12 protein-coding genes and 2 pseudogenes are annotated in these 14333 nt (G+C 72.5%); 7 read left to right on the top strand and 7 right to left on the bottom strand.

Annotated elements, in window-relative coordinates; all coding sequences use genetic code 11:
- Positions 1-62: 62 nt before the first annotated feature.
- Together O1G21_RS33400 and O1G21_RS33395 are read right to left on the bottom strand one after the other, a co-directional pair.
- Positions 63-287: pseudogene (locus O1G21_RS33400) on the bottom strand (amidinotransferase); the annotation flags it as partial.
- A gap of 191 nt (positions 288-478) precedes the next feature.
- Positions 479-2104, bottom strand: coding sequence for an ADP-ribosyltransferase domain-containing protein (locus tag O1G21_RS33395; RefSeq protein WP_270148958.1), 1626 nt, complete (start codon positions 2102-2104; stop codon positions 479-481).
- Between the two features lie 189 nt (positions 2105-2293).
- Here O1G21_RS33395 and O1G21_RS33390 point away from each other — a divergent pair, with 189 nt between their 5' ends.
- The 3 genes from O1G21_RS33390 to O1G21_RS33380 all read left to right on the top strand — a co-directional run bounded on the left by O1G21_RS33390 (position 2294) and on the right by O1G21_RS33380 (position 4387).
- Positions 2294-2974, top strand: a complete 681-nt coding sequence (locus O1G21_RS33390; protein WP_270148956.1) for a macro domain-containing protein — start codon at positions 2294-2296, stop codon at positions 2972-2974.
- 112 nt (positions 2975-3086) lie between these two features.
- Positions 3087-3455 (top strand): DUF4180 domain-containing protein, encoded by a 369-nt coding sequence (locus O1G21_RS33385; RefSeq protein WP_270148954.1) that lies wholly within the window; start codon positions 3087-3089, stop codon positions 3453-3455.
- A gap of 332 nt (positions 3456-3787) precedes the next feature.
- Positions 3788-4387 carry a DUF1349 domain-containing protein gene (locus tag O1G21_RS33380; RefSeq protein WP_270148952.1) on the top strand — a complete coding sequence of 200 codons (600 nt, stop codon included), beginning with the start codon at positions 3788-3790 and terminating at the stop codon, positions 4385-4387.
- Between the two features lie 549 nt (positions 4388-4936).
- Here O1G21_RS33380 and O1G21_RS33375 read toward each other — a convergent pair.
- Positions 4937-6091, bottom strand: coding sequence for an SUKH-4 family immunity protein (locus O1G21_RS33375; RefSeq protein ID WP_270148950.1), 1155 nt, complete (start codon positions 6089-6091; stop codon positions 4937-4939).
- Between the two features lie 565 nt (positions 6092-6656).
- Between O1G21_RS33375 and O1G21_RS33370 the strand changes: the two genes are divergently transcribed.
- Complete coding sequence (locus tag O1G21_RS33370; RefSeq protein WP_270148948.1) at positions 6657-9416, top strand: penicillin acylase family protein; 2760 nt, start codon at positions 6657-6659, stop codon at positions 9414-9416.
- Between the two features lie 57 nt (positions 9417-9473).
- Here O1G21_RS33370 and O1G21_RS33365 read toward each other — a convergent pair whose 3' ends face one another.
- Positions 9474-9755, bottom strand: a complete 282-nt coding sequence (locus tag O1G21_RS33365; protein WP_270148946.1) for a hypothetical protein — start codon at positions 9753-9755, stop codon at positions 9474-9476.
- A gap of 199 nt (positions 9756-9954) precedes the next feature.
- Between O1G21_RS33365 and O1G21_RS33360 the strand changes: the two genes are divergently transcribed.
- Together O1G21_RS33360 and O1G21_RS33355 are read left to right on the top strand one after the other, a co-directional pair.
- On the top strand, positions 9955-10518 hold the full coding sequence (locus tag O1G21_RS33360) for a YceI family protein (RefSeq protein ID WP_270148944.1): 564 nt from the start codon (positions 9955-9957) through the stop codon (positions 10516-10518).
- An 86-nt stretch (positions 10519-10604) separates the two neighbouring features.
- Positions 10605-11822, top strand: a complete 1218-nt coding sequence (locus tag O1G21_RS33355; protein ID WP_270148943.1) for a threonine synthase — start codon at positions 10605-10607, stop codon at positions 11820-11822.
- 18 nt (positions 11823-11840) lie between these two features.
- On the opposite strand, the gene O1G21_RS33350 is transcribed toward O1G21_RS33355, so the two are convergent.
- From O1G21_RS33350 to O1G21_RS33340, 3 genes are all read right to left on the bottom strand, one after another.
- Complete coding sequence (locus O1G21_RS33350; RefSeq protein ID WP_270148942.1) at positions 11841-12743, bottom strand: hypothetical protein; 903 nt, start codon at positions 12741-12743, stop codon at positions 11841-11843.
- 154 nt (positions 12744-12897) lie between these two features.
- A complete protein-coding gene (locus O1G21_RS33345) occupies positions 12898-13749 on the bottom strand; it encodes an ABC transporter ATP-binding protein (RefSeq protein WP_270148940.1) in 852 nt (283 codons plus the stop codon).
- Positions 13746-14141, bottom strand: coding sequence for a GntR family transcriptional regulator (locus O1G21_RS33340; RefSeq protein WP_333493565.1), 396 nt, complete (start codon positions 14139-14141; stop codon positions 13746-13748). Before O1G21_RS33340 ends, O1G21_RS33345 begins: the two co-directional genes overlap by 4 nt.
- Before the next feature lie 19 nt (positions 14142-14160).
- Between O1G21_RS33340 and O1G21_RS41495 the strand changes: the two are divergent.
- Positions 14161-14271, top strand: a pseudogene (locus O1G21_RS41495) (carbohydrate-binding protein); the annotation flags it as partial.
- Between the last annotated feature and the right edge of the window lie 62 nt (positions 14272-14333).

Genomic DNA, 14333 nt, shown 5'->3' with positions numbered 1-14333 from the left:
CGGCCCGCCGGCCGGACCGGGCGGGCGTGCCGGCACGGGGGCGCGTACCAGCACGGGATGCCCTACGGGCGCAGCTCGAGGGTGCAGCACTTGACGGCGCCGCCGGCCTTGAGGAGCTCGGTGGTGTCCACCCCGATCGGGTTGAAGCCCCGCTCCCGCAGGCGCTCGGTCAGGCCTGTGGCCGCCTGCGGCAGGACCGCGTTGTGGCCGTCCGAGAAGGCGTTGAGGCCGAACACGGCGGCGTCCTGGGGGTCCGCGAGGATCGCGTCCGGGAAGAGGTGCTCCAGCAAAGACCTTCGCCCTCCGCGAGCACCTCCTGGACGTCCAGTACGGACGGGCGGAGGACCGGCACGGCTGGCTGCGCCGGGTGTTCTGACCTCCGGCAGCGATTCGGGCGGCCGCTTGCGGGGCCGGGAGCGGGGCGGGCGTGGAGCAGCTGACTCGGTCAGGGCATTCGACCGGGCCGGAACGGAGGTTCTCAGGACACCAGCGGCCCCTCCGCGATCTCGGTCAGCGTCACGGTGCACAGCCCGCCGCGCTGCGCCTGCACGTCCGTGACCTCCAACTGGGTGCCGGGCAGCAGGATGTACTCCTCCTCCCCGGTGAACGCCGAGAACCGCTGGATGCCCGTGGCGCGCAGCGGCCGCACCTCGAACAGCGTCCGCTTGCCCCGGCTGCCGAGGAACGACTTCGCCACGCCGAGCTCGGACGTGCAGGACGACACGCCCCACCACGTCACCGTCCGTCCGAGCGGGTACTGCCGGCGCAGGTCCAGCGACACCCCGCGCCAGAGCGGTTCGGTGCGCACCGGCAACTGCGCCACCGCCGCGAACAGCAGCCGCAGGTACGGCAGGTACGGGACGAGCCGGCCGCGGTCCGGGGAGCGCAGCACCGCGTTGATCTCCCGGTAGAACGCGGACTCGCAGGTGTACAGGTACAGCGCGGCGATCGCGTCCGCGGACAGGCCGGAGGCCGCCCCCTCCTCCGCCCGCCGCCGGCCGAACTCGTGCGAGAGTGCGACGTGCCGGTCCAGGCCGCGGAGCAGTCCGGCGACCGGGGCCACGGCCTCCCGGAAGTCCATCAGCGGCGTGTCGAACACCCCGCTGATCGCCGGGAGTTCGAGCCCCTCGTCCTTGACGCTCGCGAGCCGGTCCAGGTAGAGCTGGTGCAGTTCCATGGTGGAGGCGATGAACGCGCCCATCCGCTCGGCGACGCCGCCGTCCGCGTCACCGCCCTGCGCCGCGGCGGCGTTCCAGCCCTTGCTCGGGAGCCAGTCGATCTGGTCCGCGCCGAGCGAGGCGAGGGCGGCGTTCACCGTGGCGAAGTGGTCGTTGTCGCAGAAGATGTCCCCCTGGGCCGCCGGGTTGGCGTGGTCGATGTGCCGGACCTCGACCTCGGGGTACTTCTTCTCCAACCGCTTCACGACGCTCTTCAGGCTGCGCGCGTGCGCACCCCACCAGGCGAAGACGACTCCCCGGTCCTCCTCCGCCGCCTGCTGCTTGGCCCGGAGGATCTCCTCGACTATCCGCTCCGCCACCGGCCGCCAGAACCCGGTGTGCACGTCCGGGCCCATCGAACCGTCGGCGCTGGCGGTGAGCGCCGCGTTCAGCAGCAGCACGCCCTGGGTGAGCATCGCCTGGAACCACTCCGGCGGCTGGACCGTCTCCTCCTTCTTCAGCAGCGCGCGGATGTCCGCGATCGGCGTCTTCTTGGGGATCCCGTACTTCCACATCGCCGCGGCCTTGATGATGCAGCGGATGCTGATCACCCGGCCGAACTGGCTGTCCTTCCAGTCGTGGAAGGCGTTGTCGAACATGGCGATGCCGGTGGCGCTCTCCGGCCGCGGGTACGGGTTCTGGCCGAAGACCACGACCTTCCACTTGTGCGGGGCGTGCGGCTTCAGCGCCTGGAAGGTCAGCTCGCGGACCGGCACGACCTCCGGGCTGCGGCCCGGGCCGATGAACGAGGCCGCGCCGGGTTGCGCCTCGATGACCGGCTTCAGCAGCGGGAGCCACGGCTCGCCGCCGCCCCGGAAGAGCTCCGCGAGGGCCAGCGGGTCGTTCGGGTCGGCCTGGACGGGGGCGGAGGATTCGGCAGCGCTCATGGTGGTACTCCGGCTGGATCGGCTCTACAACAACTGATTGTCCGTCAGCTCGCTGGCGGACAGCACATTCCTAACAGCCGGGACTGACAATCCGGGGCTGCCGGTCGGCGGCGGACGGATTGTCAGTGGGTCGCGCTAGCGTCGTGGTCGACAGCGGGAAACAGCTCGACGAACGACAGGAGTGACAGCATGACGACGGACCGCGCGCAGTCCCCGCTCAGGGTGGTGCTGGCGGACCTCAACGCGACGGTGGTCGAGTCGTGGCGGGCGGCCTTCGCCGACGTCCCCGACGTCGAGATCCGGCACGGCTCCATCCTCGCCGAGCAGGTCGACGCCTGGGTCAGCCCCACCAACTCCCGCGGCCGGATGGACGGCGGGACGGACGCGGCGATCAAGCGGCACCTGGGGGCCGGCATCCAGCTGAAGGTGCAGCGGGCGATCCGCGACCGGTACGCGGGCACGCTGCCGGTGGGCAGCGCCGTCTGCGTGCCGTCCGGAGCGGTCAACCCGAAGTTCCTGATATCGGCGCCCACGATGCAGACCTCCTCGCAGAACGTGAGCGAGACCCTCAACGTGGCCCTGGCCTGCGCGGCCGCCTTCCAGGCCGTCCACCGGCAGAACCGGCTGGCGCCGGGCAGCATCCGCTCGGTGGCGCTGGTCGGCATGGGCGCCCAGACCGGGCGGGTGCCGGCCCGGGTCTGCGCCAACCTGATGTGGACGGGCTACACCCTCTTCAACGACCACCACTTCGAGGACGACGACGACCTGCGCGCGACCGTCCTGGCCCAGCTGGAGGACATCGAGCAGGCGGCCCCCACCACCCGGGTGCGCATCGCGGCACCGGCGGGCCGCGGCCGGTCCCGCAAGTAGCCACCACAAGCAGTAAATCGTTTCCGAACCACCCTCCGTCCGGCCTAGATTGGGGCCCGTACCCGGGTGATCACATCCGGCTCAGCGGGCCCGACCGGCAGGAGAGAGCGCCATGGCAGACACAGTGCAGGAACTGAGCGGGGTGCAGGTGCTCGTGTGCGACCCCGCCGGGCCCACGGTCACCACCGTGCAGGACGCACTGGACCTCATCGGCGCGACGTACGATGGCGCCGAGCTGGTCGCCGTGCCCGCCGACCGGCTGGACGACTCGTTCTTCGCGCTGAGCACCGGGTTCGCCGGCGAGGTGATGCAGAAGTTCGTCAACTACCACGTCCGGCTGGCCGTCCTCGGCGACATCTCCCGCCATCTGAAGGCCAGTTCGGCGCTGCGCTCGCTCGTCCTCGAGTCGAACCGGGGCTCCCACATCTGGTTCCTCCCGGACACCGACGCCCTCGCGGCCCGGCTGGCGCCCACCGCCTGACCTCGCTGCGAACTGCGAACCGCGCGCCGCGCCGGTCCCACCGGCGCGGCGCGGGGCCTTTCTCCACCGCCCCGGCGCCGCTGCGCTCGGGCGCGGCCGCGGCCATCGCCTCGGCCAGCGCCTCCTCCTGGAGCCCGCCCGCTCGGTCAGCGGCACCTTCCCGCTGGCCGACGCCGCCCGCGCGGTCGAGGCGCTGGAGCGCAAGGAGGGCAACCCGATCCGCCTGGTCCTCAAGCCCTGACCCTGGTCGGCGTTTGCCGCCCGGGCCAGTGATTGGATGTCCTTCCAGTGATTTCAGCAACTTTCAGGAAGCTAACCGAGAGGACGTCCGCATGCACCATCCGCCCCGCGACATCCCCTGGCACGAGGGCAGCTGGCTCAACGAACCGGAGCACGTACGGACTGACGGCGCCGACCTCCTGGTCACCGCCCGCGACCGCACCGACTTCTGGCGCACCACCAGCTACGGCTTCGTCCGCGACGACGGGCACGCGCTGCTCACCGGCTTCCCGCCGGGCAGCGCCTCCGAGGTCACCTTCCTCGCGGACTTCACTGCCCTCTACGACCAAGCCGGCCTGCTGATCCGGGTCGACCCCAGCACCTGGATCAAAGCCGGAGTCGAGATGAGCGACGGCCTCCCGCACGTCGGCGCGGTGGTCACCCACGGCGTCTCCGACTGGTCGCTCGCGCCCGTCCCCGACTGGCACGGCCGCCCGGTCACCATCCGCGCCAGCCGCACCGGCGACGCCGTGACCATCCGCGCCCGCTGCGAGGACGGCCCCTGGCGCCTCGTCCGCCTCGCGCCGCTCGCCCCGGACGCCACCGCCACGGCCGGCCCGTTCTGCTGCTCCCCGGAACGCGCCGGCCTCCAGGTCCGCTTCACCCGCCACACCCAGGGCCCCGCGGACCCTGCCCTGCACCTGCCCGACTGAGCCGGGCACGGCACCGGGGGTCGGCAGCCCTGTTCTCGCCTGCCGACCCCCGAAGTGTGCTCGGCTCCCAGGAATCCGACCCCGGGAGCCGTTTGATGAACAGTCCCCTCCACCTCGGCATCGACGCCGGCGGCAGCCACACCCGCGCGGTGCTCCTCTCCGCCACGGGAGCAGTCCTCGGTCGCGGCGAAGGCCCCGGCGCCAACCCGCCGCCGCAGAATCCGGCCCCCGGGCCGGGGCACTGCCAGTCGGCCGCATCGATCGCATTGCCCGCCAGGTCACTGAGGTGGTAGCAAGGGCCGTTGGCCCACACCGTGACCGGATCCCGCCGATGGTCGACCTGGAAGGGCTCGTCCCGGCGCAGCGTTCCGGACCAGCAACCGTCGTCCGTCGGCGAGTGAGTGACAAATGACGCGGGTCTGACCCGGCAGGATCTGGTAGGCCTCGGCCCACGGCTCCACGATCAGTTCCAGCGGCGCGTCACCGTCGTTCCCGTCCAGCAGCCGCGCGGTTCGGCCAGCGAACACCTTCAGGTCGCCACTCGCTCCGTCACTCCAGCAAACCGCCCATGTGCCCGTCGTCGACCCGTATCGGCCAGAAGTGGCTCTCGCTGGCGAACGCCTCCGGATCGAGTGCGCGCATGACACCCTCGGCCACGCTGTCGAGGAGTTCGGACGGCTCGAACACCGACCACGGCCCCGGCGTCCGCGGGTGTTCCGCCTCGCGCCGAGCCGCACGCAGGCGCTCGAACGTCCAGAGCGTGTACAGCAGGGCGGACAGGTCGCGGTGCAGGTAGGCCGCCGGCTCGCCGTCGTCCCACCAGTCCGGGAGTTCGACCCGACCGGTGGCACCGTCGAGCGCGACCACGAAGTCGTACATCCATCCGCCGACGAGCAGGAAGTCAGCCTGGTGCGGACGGGTCGACGACTCGTCCTCGTCGTCCTCGCCGTCCGGGCCGTAGTTCTCCGGGAAGCCCTCCGCCAGCGTGCGCAGCGGCCCCTCGGCATCGACACTGAGCACGCACCGGTCGGAGACCGGCAGGCCGATCTCGGTGAGCAGGCGGCGGGTCGGACCGTGGCTGAGACCCGCGGGCAGCTCGGCCTCCTCGAAGCGCCGGACGCTACCCTCCCCCGCCAACGTCGCCAGGTCCTCGACCAGGACCGGCGTGACGGCGTACGCCAGCTCCTCCGGGCCCCCGGCCCCAGCACCCCAGGCGAGGGCACGGATCGTCAGCGCCGTCTCCCAGTGCGCGGGCCGGTCGTCCGTCCGCCGGAACAGCTCCGGGTCGGCCTCACGCAGCCGTTGCCGCACGGCCCGTTCGACCTCGGCGACGGCCGCCACACCGTACGATGCCTTCCCGCCGACCGCCTCGATCTCGGCTGCCAGCGCGATCAGGCACTCCGGACTGCTGGCCAACAGATCCCGCTGCAGCACGTCATCACTGTCCGGCCGGGCCAGGAACACCTCACCGCTCACACCGTCCAGCAGCACCGTGACCGGCCCCTCGAAGGCCTCGTACTGTGCCTCCCCCAGCACGTACAACCCCTCGACGCCGCCCTTCACCCCCTGCCGCTCGTACCAGGACGCGGCCGACTGCACCGGCTCCTCCCCCGAAGCCTCCAGGTCCAGGTACGCCCGCGACCAGCACAACTCCCCAGCCGCGAGCAGTTCCCGACTGACCCCGTGCGTGATTCCCTCCGGCACCGCCCGAAGCCGGCCCGCCTCCACCCCAGTCCCCGTCACCACACGCCCCCTGCCCCGCCGACTCACGACGGACGATCTCCACCGACGCGAGTGACCCTAGCCGACCTCACTGACAGTGAGAGTCGACCACCACCCACACGACAAGGCCGGACGCGCCGGTCACACGCCACGATCCGGCCCATGGCGTTCAACGACCGGGCGCAGCCACCATTGGTGGTGCCACACGATGATGTCCGACGGACACCGGCCGGGGTCGACGCGGTGTCCGGTAGCGACGTGGAGAAGGCTGCCGAGATCCGCCGGCGGGCCCTCGCACTGGCGGGTTCCGGGGGCTGAACAAACAGCCGCATCGTGGTTCAACTCGGGTACACCGCAGGCGAACTGGCATGCGCGCCACTAGCCAACCGGCCAGTAGCGCCCCTACCGTCGACTCCCCGTGGCTTCGACGGAGGAGCTCGCCTTGCGCCTACGCCCCCACCCCCTCCGACTCCCGACTCGATCCGGCCGATCCACCCGACGCAGCCGGTTGCCGGCGGCGGCCGCCGCCCTTGCGACGGCCCTGTTCGTGACCGCCGCCCTGACCGCCCCGGCGGCCGCGACCGCGACCGCTACCACGACCGCCGCCGCCCCCGACTACTGCGGCGGCCGCTGCACCGACATCCTCCCGCCCGGCGAGAACGGCAACGCCACGCTCGCCGAGATCCTGCTCAACCGGATGTTCGGCACTCGCCCCGCGCACACCGGTGACCAGCTCGGCCCGTACGCCGCCCTCGCCTCCGGTTATCCCGGGCTCACCGAGGCCGGGTTGCGCGGTTTCTTCAACGACGCGTCCTTCGGCGTGCCCGCCGACCAGGTGGCCAGCACCGCCAGTCCGCGCCCGGACGTGACGATCGTGCGCGACAAGGCCACCGGCGTCCCGCACATCACCGGCACCACCCGGTACGGCACCGAGTTCGGCGCGGGATACGCGGCCGCGCAGGACCGGCTCTGGGTGATGGACCTGTTCCGGCACGTCGGCCGCGGCCAGCTGTCCGGCTTCGCGGGTGGCGCGGCGGCCAACCGGCAGCTGGAGCAGAGCTTCTGGCAGGCCGCGCCGTACACCGAGGCCGAGTTGCAGCAGCAGATCGACGCGCTCGCCGCCCGCGGCGGCCGGGCCACCCAGGCGCTCGCCGACGCCAACGCCTACCTGGACGGCATCAACCAGTACGCCACCGAGGCGTACAACGGCCGGACCTTCCCCGGCGAGTACGACCTGACCGGGCACATCGACCCGATCACCAACGCCGGTTCGATCGAGCCGTTCAAGCTGACCGACCTGGTCGCCCTGGCCTCGGTGATCGGCGCGCTCTTCGGCTCCGGCGGTGGCGGAGAACTCGCCTCCGCCCAGGTCAAGTCGGCGGCCGAGGCCCGGTACGGCAAGGACGCCGGGGACGCGGTGTGGCGGTCGCTGCGCGAGGCCGACGACCCGGAGGCCGTGCGTACTCTGCACGACGGGCAGAGCTTCCCGTACGCGACCGTGCCCGACGACCCGCAGGGCCAGGCACTGCCCGACCCCGGCTCGGTGGTGCCCGAGCGGATGGTCTACGACGCCACCGGCTCCGCGAACACCGCGACCACCACGACCACCGCGAGCACGCAGGCCGACGGCATCCTGCCCGGTAACCTGCTCACCGCCAAGCACGGCATGTCCAACGCCCTGCTGGTCTCCGGCGCGCACACCGACGACGGCCACCCGGTCGCCGTGTTCGGCCCGCAAACCGGCTACTTCGCCCCGCAGTTGCTGATGCTGGAGGAGCTCCAGGGCCCGGGGATCAGCGCCCGCGGCGCGGCCTTCGCCGGCCTGAGCTTCTACGTGCAGCTCGGCCGCGGCCAGGACTACGCCTGGAGCGCCACCTCGGCCGGGCAGGACATCACCGACACCTATGCCGTCCCGCTCTGCACCACCGACGGCTCGCCGGTCACCACTGCCGCCAACTCCTACCTCTGGCACGGCAGTTGCCTACCCTTTGACCGGCTGGAACGCAAGGACGCGTGGAGTCCGACCACCGCCGACTCCACCCCGGCCGGCTCGTACACCCTGGTGATGTACCGCTCCGACTACGGTCTGGTGACGGCCCGCGGCACCGTCGGTGGCACGCCCGTCGCCTTCACCTCGCTGCGCTCCACCTACCGCCACGAGGCCGATTCCATCATCGGTTTCCAGGAGTTGAACGACCCCGGCGCGGTGCACGACGCGCCGAGCTTCCAGCGGGCCGCGCAGGACATCAACTACACCTTCAACTGGTTCTACGCCGACTCCCGCGACATCGCCTACTACAACTCCGGCAGCAACCCGGTGCGCGCCCCCGGCGTCGACCCCGGACTTCCCGTCCTCGCCCAACCAGCGTACGAATGGGCCGACTTCGACCCCGCCACCAACACCGCCCGGTACACCCCGCCGGCCGAGCACCCGCAGTCCGTGAACCAGGACTACTACATCTCCTGGAACAACAAGCAGGCGGGCGGCTACACCGCCGCGGGCTTCGGCAACGGCTCGGTGCACCGCGCCAACCTGCTCGACGACCGGGTCAAGGCACTGCTGCAGGGCGGCGGCAAGGTGAGCCGGGTCTCGCTCACCCAGGCCATGGAGGGCGCCGCCGTGGCCGACCTGCGGGCCGAGGACGTCCTGCCCGACCTGATCCGGGTGCTGCGCAGTGCCCCGGTCACCGACCCGACCGCCGCCGCCGCGCTCCAGCAGTTGGAGGCCTGGCTCGCCGACGGCGGCCAGCGGAAGGAGACTTCACCCGGCAGCCACGACTACGCGGACGCGACCGCGATCCGGGTGCTGGACGCCTGGTGGCCGCTGCTCGCCGATGGCGTCATGCGGCCCGGACTCGGCGACCAGCTGTTCACCTCCCTGACCGGCGCGCTGCAGATCAACGAGTCGCCCTCCGGCGGACAGTCCGGTGCCACCGGCGGCGGCACGGTCAGCGCCAACGAGTCGATCCCGCACAAGGGTTCGGCCTTCCAGTACGGCTGGTGGAGCTACCTGGACAAGGACCTCCGGTCGGTCCTCGGCGACCCGGTCGCCGGACCGCTGGCCCGCCCCTTCTGCGGCGGGGGCGACCTCATGGCCTGCCGGAACGTCCTGCTTACCACCCTGGGCCAGGCCGCCGCCCAGACCCCCGCCCAGGTCTACCCGGGCGACGCGGACTGCGCGGCGGGCGACCAGTGGTGCGCCGACACCATCATCCAGCGCCCGCTGGGCGGGGTGACGGACGACAAGACCACCTGGCAGAACCGGCCGACCTACCAACAGGTGGTGCAGTTCTCCAGCCACCGGTGAGCGACCGATGAGAGCGCCGGTGCCCCCTACCCCGGAGGGAGGGGGCACCGGCAGCCGTCAGCGGGCGCGCCTGGTGATGTCCTTCTCGTCACCAGCCAGATTGCGCGCCTCGCGGCGCAGCCGGTCGCGGGCCAAGGTGTAGGTCTTGCGGGTGTCTGGAGTGGTTATCCGCTCTGAGATCGCTTCGGCCAGCTCCGCCGCGCTCTCCACCAGCGCGGCAAGCGCCCTCGCCAGCGCCGCCTCCTCGGCAGTCGGAACGGGCTCCCGCCCCCTCTCCCGCGCCTTCGGCAGCGCGTTCTCCCGCAGCTGCCGCCGCGCCTCGTCGACCGCGTCGACCATCGCCCGTATCCCGCTGTCCATCCCGCCTCCAGTCCCGTACGACTCCCGATGTCCCTTCCCCGCCCGGCCACCCTCACCACACCCGACGGACGGCGCAATCCGACGCGCCCCGGCGCGGCACAGCACCTAGCGTGGTCCGGGGACCGCCCGGGGCGCGCCCGGGCCGGGGCACGAGACCCGCCACAGGAGGACTCCGACCATGACCGCCGACCTCTCCGAGCTCACCGGGGACTACGTCCTCGACCCCCTCCACACCCGGATCGGCTTCGTCGCCCGGCACGCCATGGTGACCAAGGTCCGCGGCGCCTTCCACGAGTTCGAGGGCACCGCCCACCTGGACGGCAGCGACCCGAGCCGTTGCACCGCCCGGCTCACGATCCAGGCCGGGAGCATCGACACCGGCGTCGCCCAGCGGGACCAGCACCTGCGCACCAACGACTTCCTGGACGTCCCCAACTTCCCGACCATCACCTTCGTCGCCACGGCGGTCGAGCCGCGCGGGGACGGCGAGTACCGGGTCACCGGGGACCTCACCATCAAGGAGACCACCCGCCCGGTGTCGATCGACTTCGAGTACACCGGCAACGCCGTCGACCCCCAGGGCAACCTGCGCGTCGGGCTGGAGGGCTCGGTCACGATCAACCGCAAGGACTTCGGGGTGACCTGGAACGCGGCGCTGGAGGGTGGCGGCGTCCTGGTCGGCGAGAAGGTCGTCCTGGAGTTCGACGTCTCGGCCGTCCGCCGGAACGGGCAGACCCAGTAGCAGCCCGACAGCACCACGACCGCCGACCGGAACCGAGGATTCGAAAACCCGTCATGTAGCACCTGAAACCCGTTTAGGCTGCTTACATGGCAATCGACGACTCCCTCGCAACCGGCCAGCGCTCGCTCGGCGACCCCGCCCACGACTACCCCCTCTGGCCCCCGCTGACCTCGGGCTGCCCGCGCACCAGCACGGAGGACGTCTCCTACCCGGTCGAGGTCGACTACGCCTACGACAAGGCCGACCCGGCCGCGCTCTTCTCCCCCGTGCGGGCCCGCGGCGGCCTGGAGCGGTGGGCGCCGCTGCTGCCGCCGCTGCCGGCGCCCGGGCTCGGCGAGGGGGCCACCCCGCTGGTCGAGATCGAGCCGGGCGTGTACGTCAAGGACGAGTCCCGCAACCCGACCTGGAGCCACAAGGACCGGCTGAACCGCTGCACCACCAGCGCCGCCGTCGGCGTCGGCGCGCCCGGCATCGCGGTGGCGTCCTCCGGCAACCACGGTGCCTCGGCGGCCGCCTACGCCGCCCGTGCGGGGCTGCCCTGCGTGGTGTTCACCGGCCCGGACACACCGCCCGCCGTGGACGCCTTCCTCAACGCCTACGGCGCCGTGGTGCTGCCCGTCCCGTGGGAGGCCCGCTGGCCGCTGCTGCGCCTGGTGGTCGAGCGGCTCGGCCTGCACCCGGTCAGCAACCTGACCACCACCCACACCGGGCACGCGTACGGGCCCGAGGGCTACAAGACCGTCGCGTACGAGATCTTCCAGGACGTCGGCGTGCCGAGCGCGGTGTTCGTCCCGACCGGGTACGGCGAGCTGCTCTTCGGGGTCTGGAAGGGCTTCGAGGAGCTGCGCCGGCTGGGCCTCGCCGACCGGGTGCCACGGGTGTTCGCCTGCGAGTCGGCGGCCTCCGGGGCGCTGCACCGGGCGTTCGCCGAGGGCGCGCCGGCCGCGCACGTGACGGTCGGCGCGAGCGAGGCGTACTCGATCGCCTCGCCGGTCAGCGGCTACCGGGGCGTGCTGGCGGTGCGCGCGAGCGGCGGCCGGGCGCTGCTCGTGGACGACCGTCAACTCGCCGACGCCCAGGGCGAACTGGCCCGGGCCGGACTGTGGACCGAGCTGTCGGCCGCGGCCGGACTGGCCGGGCTGCGCAGCCTCGGCGGACAGGCGCCGGAGGACGGCCCGGTGGTGTGCGTCTCCACCTCCAGCGGCTTCAAGGACAAGGGCATGGGCACCCACCGGACCGCCCCGGCCACCCCGACCTGGGAGGAGGTCGAGCGCCGGCTGCGCGCGGCCGGGATCGCCGGCTGACCCCGGCTCGGACACGCCTTACGCCGAGGTCCGCGCCCGCCGCACCAGCCACCAGGCGACCGCGAACGACACCACGAACACGGTGAGGTTCATCCCGTTCTCGATCAGGTGGAACGTCCCCAGCCGCCCCGCCGACTGGTAGCTCTGCTGGATGCCGACCAGCCCCTGCTGCTTGAGGCAGGAGACGAAGGCGTCGCCCCGCCCCTCCGGGATGCTGCCGCAGTACTGCGTCATCACGTCGCCGTACGCGTGGACGCTTCCGGCCGCGTCCACGAACGGCGACTTGCCGCCGTCCAGCAGGAGTTCGTTGGGCACCGCCGCGTACGGGTCGCCGCTGCGGTCCGGGCCGAGCGGGAGCACCCGGGTGAGCGGCTCCAGGAGGTGCGGCCGCACCTGCTCCATCAGCGTGGTGCGCGCCCCGAATGCGCCGAGCACCACCGCGAAGGCGGGCAGCAGCCGGCGCAGCCCCGCGCCGACCGCCACGCCGAGCATCCCCCAGGCGAGGCCGAGCGTGAGCGGCATCCAGCCGCCGGCCTGGTACAGCGTCCCCTCGAACAGGCTGCGCCGGTCGGCGAGGTGGACGAGCCGGGCGACGTGCAGGCTCTCCGCGGAGAGCGCCGCGGAGAGCACGACCACGAAGGTGCCGAGCACGGCGAGCTTGCCGAGCAGCCAGCGCTGCGGGCTGATGTCCTGGGACCAGGCGAGCAGCAGGGTGCGGTGCTCGTACTCCTTGGCCAGCAGCGGCACCCCGAGGAAGGTGCCGATCATCGCCGACAGGAAGGTCACCGAGTTGAGCTGGTAGCCGGCGATGTCGGCGGCGTCCCTGATCCGGGCGAGCCGGTCGTCGGCGACGGCCTTGGCGCAGTCCGGCCCGTGGCACAGGTCGAGCGCGCTCTGCAGCTCGGCGGCGTTGACGGCCATCCAGACCAGGATGACGACGGTGACGGCGGTGAAGGAGATCAGCTGGGCCCGGTGCTGGCGCCAGGTGAGCCAGACGATGCCGCGCCAGAGGTTCCCCCGGGCGGCGGGTGCGGGCCGGGTGTCGGCGGCCGGCGCCGGGGGGTGGTGGATGCGCTCAAAGTCCGGTCTCCCCGAGTGAGGTCTTGAGGTAGGCGAGGACGATGTCCTCGAGGGTGACGGGGTGTGCCGTCCAGCCGGGGGCGTCGAGCGGGGTGGCCGCGCCGAGCAGGCCGCGCACCACGAAGGTGGACTGCCGGGCGGTGTGGGTCTGGTGGACGACCTCCCCGTCGACCGGCGGCCGCTCGGAGCGCGGGCCGGTCAGCCGCAGGTGCTGGGCGAGCAGGTCGTCGGCGTCGCCGTCCAGGATGTTGCGGCCGTGCGACAGCAGCAGCAGGTGGTCGCCCACGCCGGCGAGTTCGGCCACCACGTGGGTGGAGAGCAGCACGGTCATCCCGGTCTCGGCGACCTCGCCGAGCAGTTCGCCGGTGACGGCCTTGCGGGCGACCGGGTCGAGGTTGGCCAGCGGCTCGTCCAGCAGGAGCAGCGAGGGGCAGGCGCCGAGCGCGACGGCGAGGGCCACCTGGGCCTGCTGGCCGCCGGAGAGCTTGTCGCAGCGCCGGTCGAGCGGGATGCCGAACCGCTCCAGCCAGCCGAGCGCGCGCCGCTGGTCCCAGACGTGGTTGGCGTGCCGGCCGAAGTCCAGCATGTCGGCGACGCTGAAGGTGCGGTAGAGCGGCTTGTCCTGGGATAGCAGCACGACCCGGCCGCCGGTCCGGTACTCCCCGGCGGTGGGGCGGACCATGCCGCTGACGATCCCCATCAGGGTCGACTTCCCGGCGCCGTTCGCTCCGACCAGGGCGATCACGCCGCCGGCCGGGAGGGTGAAGCTGCAGTCGTCCAGGGCGGTGACGCCGCGGTACTTCTTGGTCAGCCCGCGCACCGTGAGCGCCGGCTCGGTGACGATCACGCCTCGGCTCCGTGCCACTGGCCGCGGTGGGCGGCGGCCGGCTCCTCGGCGAGCACCGCGGTGACCAGGGCCTTGACGTCCTCGTCCTCGAGCCCGGCCTGTCGGGCCTCGCCGACCCAGCGGGAGAGCCCGGTGCGCAGCCGTGCCATGTCGTGCGGTTCGACGGCGCCGAGCGAGCCGGTGACGAAGGTGCCGGAGCCCTGCCGGGCCTCGACCAGGCCTACGTGCTCGAGTTCGCGGTAGGCCTTGAGCACGGTGTTGGCGTTGACCGTGCAGGAGACGACGACGTCCCGCACCGCCGGGAGGCGGTCGCCGGGCTTGAGCACGCCCAGCCTGAGCGCCTCCCGCACCTGGCGGACGAGCTGCGCGTAGGGCGCGAGGCGTTCCCGCAGGCCGCGCAGTCCCTACCAGGCCGGCGGCATCGTCACCTACAACGGCGTCAGCTACCGCTGCGTCCTGGCCCGCACCGCCCAGGTCGGCTGGGAGCCGCCGATCGTCCCGGCCCTGTGGGAGGCGGTGTGACGCACGTCCTCTGACGGTACGAGCCGCTGCGCCGCGGTCCGTCGAGGGGGACGGACCGCGGC

This window comes from Kitasatospora cathayae (genome assembly GCF_027627435.1).
In the GTDB taxonomy this organism is placed as follows: Bacteria; Actinomycetota; Actinomycetes; order Streptomycetales; family Streptomycetaceae; genus Kitasatospora; species Kitasatospora cathayae.
This window is presented reverse-complemented; position numbering and strand designations above follow the sequence as displayed.

Excerpts from the sequence above, each read along its gene's own strand:
- O1G21_RS33395 (WP_270148958.1), bottom strand. The coding sequence starts at position 2,104 with ATGAGCGCTGCCGAATCCTCCGCCCCCGTCCAGGCCGACCCGAACGAC.
- O1G21_RS33390 (WP_270148956.1), top strand. The coding sequence starts at position 2,294 with ATGACGACGGACCGCGCGCAGTCCCCGCTCAGGGTGGTGCTGGCGGAC.
- O1G21_RS33385 (WP_270148954.1), top strand. The coding sequence starts at position 3,087 with ATGGCAGACACAGTGCAGGAACTGAGCGGGGTGCAGGTGCTCGTGTGC.
- O1G21_RS33380 (WP_270148952.1), top strand. The coding sequence starts at position 3,788 with ATGCACCATCCGCCCCGCGACATCCCCTGGCACGAGGGCAGCTGGCTC.
- O1G21_RS33365 (WP_270148946.1), bottom strand. The coding sequence starts at position 9,755 with ATGGTCGACGCGGTCGACGAGGCGCGGCGGCAGCTGCGGGAGAACGCG.
- O1G21_RS33360 (WP_270148944.1), top strand. The coding sequence starts at position 9,955 with ATGACCGCCGACCTCTCCGAGCTCACCGGGGACTACGTCCTCGACCCC.
- O1G21_RS33355 (WP_270148943.1), top strand. The coding sequence starts at position 10,605 with ATGGCAATCGACGACTCCCTCGCAACCGGCCAGCGCTCGCTCGGCGAC.
- O1G21_RS33350 (WP_270148942.1), bottom strand. The coding sequence starts at position 12,743 with ATGGCCGTCAACGCCGCCGAGCTGCAGAGCGCGCTCGACCTGTGCCAC.